Here is a 4,229-nt window from a genome sequence, read left to right as displayed (position 1 = left end):
ACTAGAGAGAAAGGAAAGTCCAAAATGGAGGATAAAGTTGGGCTTACTTTAGCGTGTTTAAATATTAAAAAATTAGTCAAATGGATAGCGAATATCTCTTTTTATTTTTCTCAAATTCAGATTTTGGGATAGATTAGGAGGTGATAAGACAAAATATTTTTGAAAAGCAAAAAAGACAAACGCCAAAAATGACGTTTGTCTACATTCTGAAAGAATCTACCAATTTTGGTAGATTCTTTTATTTATTAGAGGTTATTAGAAATATTCTCTTCATAACTATTTAGAAAATGACGGTTATTTCTTTAATAGTAAATGAATCCAATCTATCCTATGGTGAAACAATTACTAAAAATATGATGCATCCAAAACACAGAAATATAAAAAAAATGTACATAGGGAGTAAAAAATGTGTAATTTTGTAGATTATTTTTATAAATTGTGATAAAATTAATTTGAGCCATTGTGTTTCAATTAATATAAAGGAGAAGAAAAATGAAAAGGAGAAAGTCCTTATGGAAAACCTTTTTGAGGAAAGGTTTTGCCCTATTCACCATATTGATGATGCTAGGACAAATGAGCCAAGGAACTGTATCAGTTCTGGCTAAAGAGCTAGCAGTAGGAGATAATGGTGCTTTAGATGTTAGCCTATTGTATGGTGATAAACAAGACCATCCTGGTGGGATGGCCTATAGTACGGGTGACACGATGTCTGGGTACATCCAGATTACACCTAAGAATCTGACAACAGACCTTGATGATGTTGCTGTGAATCTAGTGTTACCAGGGAAATACCTGGATGAGGTTAATATTCCCGATTTCAATAGTAGTTCGCAGCATGATGCACCAGTTGTGACCAAGGTAGGAGATGCCTACCATGTAACTCTGCATTTTACGAACTACCAAAAATCTGAGGTCTTGACCCTACCATTCATCGCCAAGTTTAAGTTAGGATTTCCTCCGACCAACTACTCGATGGATATCACAGGGACGCTCAATATCAATGGTGCTGAGACTGCTTTAAATAGCATTACCTGGAAACCTCAATACAAGGATTATATCTTAACCAAGTTTGTCAATCAGAACTATGATGCGACCATGTCCAGAGACTATGCTGAAGCATCTCCAGGGATTGTAACTGGAACAGATGGCAAAAAGTACATTGAAAAAACTACCTCAGTTCCGTTTGCCTTCTTGTTAGATGGAATGCGTGGACAGTACAATGGTAGCTATCGTCAGTTGGAATCTGCAACGATCACAGATAAGCTGCCAACCTATACGGACAAAGATGGAAAAACTCGTACAGCGGTTCTAGATACAGAAAAATCAGAAGGCTGGGTCGACAATGGGGATGGCACAGTTTCAAAAACTTTTGTGGCTGATGAAAATAAAAATGTTCAAAGTTACCACGGAGATTTGATGCAAAAGATTCAAGACAAGAGTTTCTTGTACTTGAAGTTCCCTGATTTGGTCATGGAGAAAGACCAAACCCTAGAGGATGTCTTAGTGAAAGACTTGACCAACACTGCAACTGTCGTGGGGGTTCCTGCGGAACGTGGGGAGGGAGAACCTGATGTAACGGCTGAAGACTCTCTCATCTTCCGATTAACCTCTCGTGACTTGGAAGGAAAAGGATCTTTTGCGAAACAAGCAGAAGGAAATGTTTACGACTCGACCGACTACAAGGCAGCCAACTACAAATGGCTCTTGAAATACAATAACATCACTCCATTTGCTCAAAAGAATATTGTCTTTTATGATGAGCAAGTGGACTCACGCTTGAAGTTTACTAAGATAGAATATACTCGTATGATGATTGGGATCTATGGAAATGGACCTTTGATCAATCAATACGTGAAGCGCATCATCCTTACAATGGAAGATGGTTCGACCAAAGAAATCCAACCAGAGGCAGACAAGGATGGATTTGGAAGCACTGATTTGACCAAATACGGAACGGTCGTTGGCTGGAGACTGGAGATGAAAGACGACTTCGAGCTTCCATCGGGTCAAGGGATTTATATTTCTACCTATACTGCCTTCAAGGATCCAGAAAAGACTCATATTGATCAGAACGATGAGGCCAAGAATGCCTATGAAAATACTGGACGGATTACTTACAAAACCCAGTCAGGGGCAGATAGAGACCAATCTGCTAAATGGCAGTTCAAGCTTCTTCCATTGACAGAAAATGTTAATCTGACAAAGAATACAGATTACAACAATGTCCAATTCACAGATGGAAAAACCATTCGTTTTTCCCTATCTGCCGATAATGTTCGCTTAGATCCAGGTAAGGATTACAAAGATTTGCGGGTCATTGACCTCTTTGATCCAAATACGCTGGATATTGACTTCAATAACTTAGATCAATATTTTGATAAGAACGGTCGCTATTATAGCCCTTGGTATAAATCCTATGAGGTCATCGAAAACTACCACAACTCTGGACGTTCTGCCTTGATTTTCCACTTGGATCAGAAGGAATTTATCAAACGCTCTCTAGAGACTGGTGGTCAAGTTCGTTTGCCATTTATCTATACCAAACTAAAAGGGAAGGCAGATGGCGGAACCTTTACCAACCATATCTATATGGCAGGAGAGGGTCTCTGGGATCTAGAAACTGCTAACCCGAATAAGGTTGCAGTAGATAGCTATGATTTAAATAACAATGGTTCTACAACGGATAAAATCCCTCATGCAGAATCAAACTATACCATTGTAGCTGCTGAAGGTGTATATTCTCGTAAGTTCATTGCTAAAAATGACGACTTATCTGATGCATCAACAGTGACTCGTACCTTTAAACCAGGGGAAACCTTTAATTATAAATTAACAATCAAAAATAATACAGATACTCCTGTTGAAAATACTGTTATTTTTGATGCCCTTCCAAAAGTAGGTGATGTCAATACACTTGATGCTTCAGCCCGTAAGACAGAATACACTGTAAGTCTTCGCGGTCCTATCACTGCGCCAGAAGGATGGACAGCATACTACACAACAGATACCACAGTTACATCTAGTACCATGGCACAAGCTGCAGATAAAGATATTTGGTCAAAAGATGTTACAGACTACAGTCAAGTAACAGGAATTAAGATTGTCGCTAATGAAGGAACCACTATTGGTGCTCGTAGTCAAGTAGATATTGCTGTACCTGTTGTCAATCCAAGTGAATTGACAGACCAAGTTAAGCAATTGATGCTAGACCGCACAGAAGATAACAAGGATAATGGTGGTCGTTCAGGTGTCGTACAAGCTCATAACCAATTTGGTTACAAGGCTAAAGGACATGAAGGGAACCGTGAGTCCAATACAGTAACATCTCAAATCTTCGGCGCTAGCTTCCATGTGAAGAAAGTTGATAAAGACGATACTAGCAAGGGATTAGCTGGTGCTGAGTTCAATTTATTGGATGCTAGTGGTGCAGTCCTTGCGACCCAAGTTTCTGATAAGGATGGAAATGTTGCTTTTACAACCTTAATAGAAGGAACTTATACTCTTAAAGAAACTAAAGCACCAACTAACTATAAGTTGGATGAGACTGAACATGCAGTCGTGGTGACCTACGATGCAGATCAACAAATCTATCATGTCACAATTGACGGAGAAGCTGTTGGTTCAAAAGCTTCACCAAAACTAATCACAAATGAGAATGATATCAAATATCTCAATCTAGAAGCAACTAAAGTTTGGGATGACCAAGACAACGTAGAAGGTCTTCGTCCTGAATCCATCGAGTTCCAATTGTACAAAAATGGAAAAGCAGAAGGGAAACCAGTAACACTTTCAGCAGGAAGTGACTGGAAAGCAACCTTTAGCAATCTTCCAGATAAAGATAGCAATGGTAACCTTATCAGCTATACAGTAAAAGAAGTTAAAGTACCAACTTATTACACAGTTGATAAAGAAGAAGCTCAGTTTGTAGATAGAAAAGCAACAATTACCAATAAGCGTACTCCTGAAACAACAGAAGTAACTGTGAAAAAAGTTTGGGATGATGCTAAAAATCAAGACGGTCTCCGTCCTGCTAGCATTACAGTTCATCTCTTAGCTAATGGTGAGAAAGTCCAAACAGCAACAGTTTCTGGTGAGGGTGAAACATGGAGTTATACCTTCACAAACCTACCAGTCTATAAAAAAGGTCAAAAAATCATCTACACTGTGACAGAAGATACTGTAGCAAACTACTCAACAGCTATCAACGGTACAACTATCACAAACACTTA

1 protein-coding gene is annotated in these 4,229 nt (G+C 38.9%); it reads left to right on the top strand.

Annotated elements, in window-relative coordinates:
• Window positions 1–492: 492 nt before the first annotated feature.
• The coding region (locus M1F37_RS09325) for a Cna B-type domain-containing protein (protein WP_247935593.1) at window positions 493–4,229 on the top strand (3,737 nt) is incomplete at its 3' end.

The organism is Streptococcus mitis (assembly GCF_023109105.1).
In the GTDB taxonomy this organism is placed as follows: domain Bacteria; phylum Bacillota; class Bacilli; order Lactobacillales; family Streptococcaceae; genus Streptococcus; species Streptococcus mitis_BW.
The sequence above is the reverse complement of the archived record's forward strand: the minus strand, read 5'-3'. Positions and strand labels throughout refer to the sequence as shown.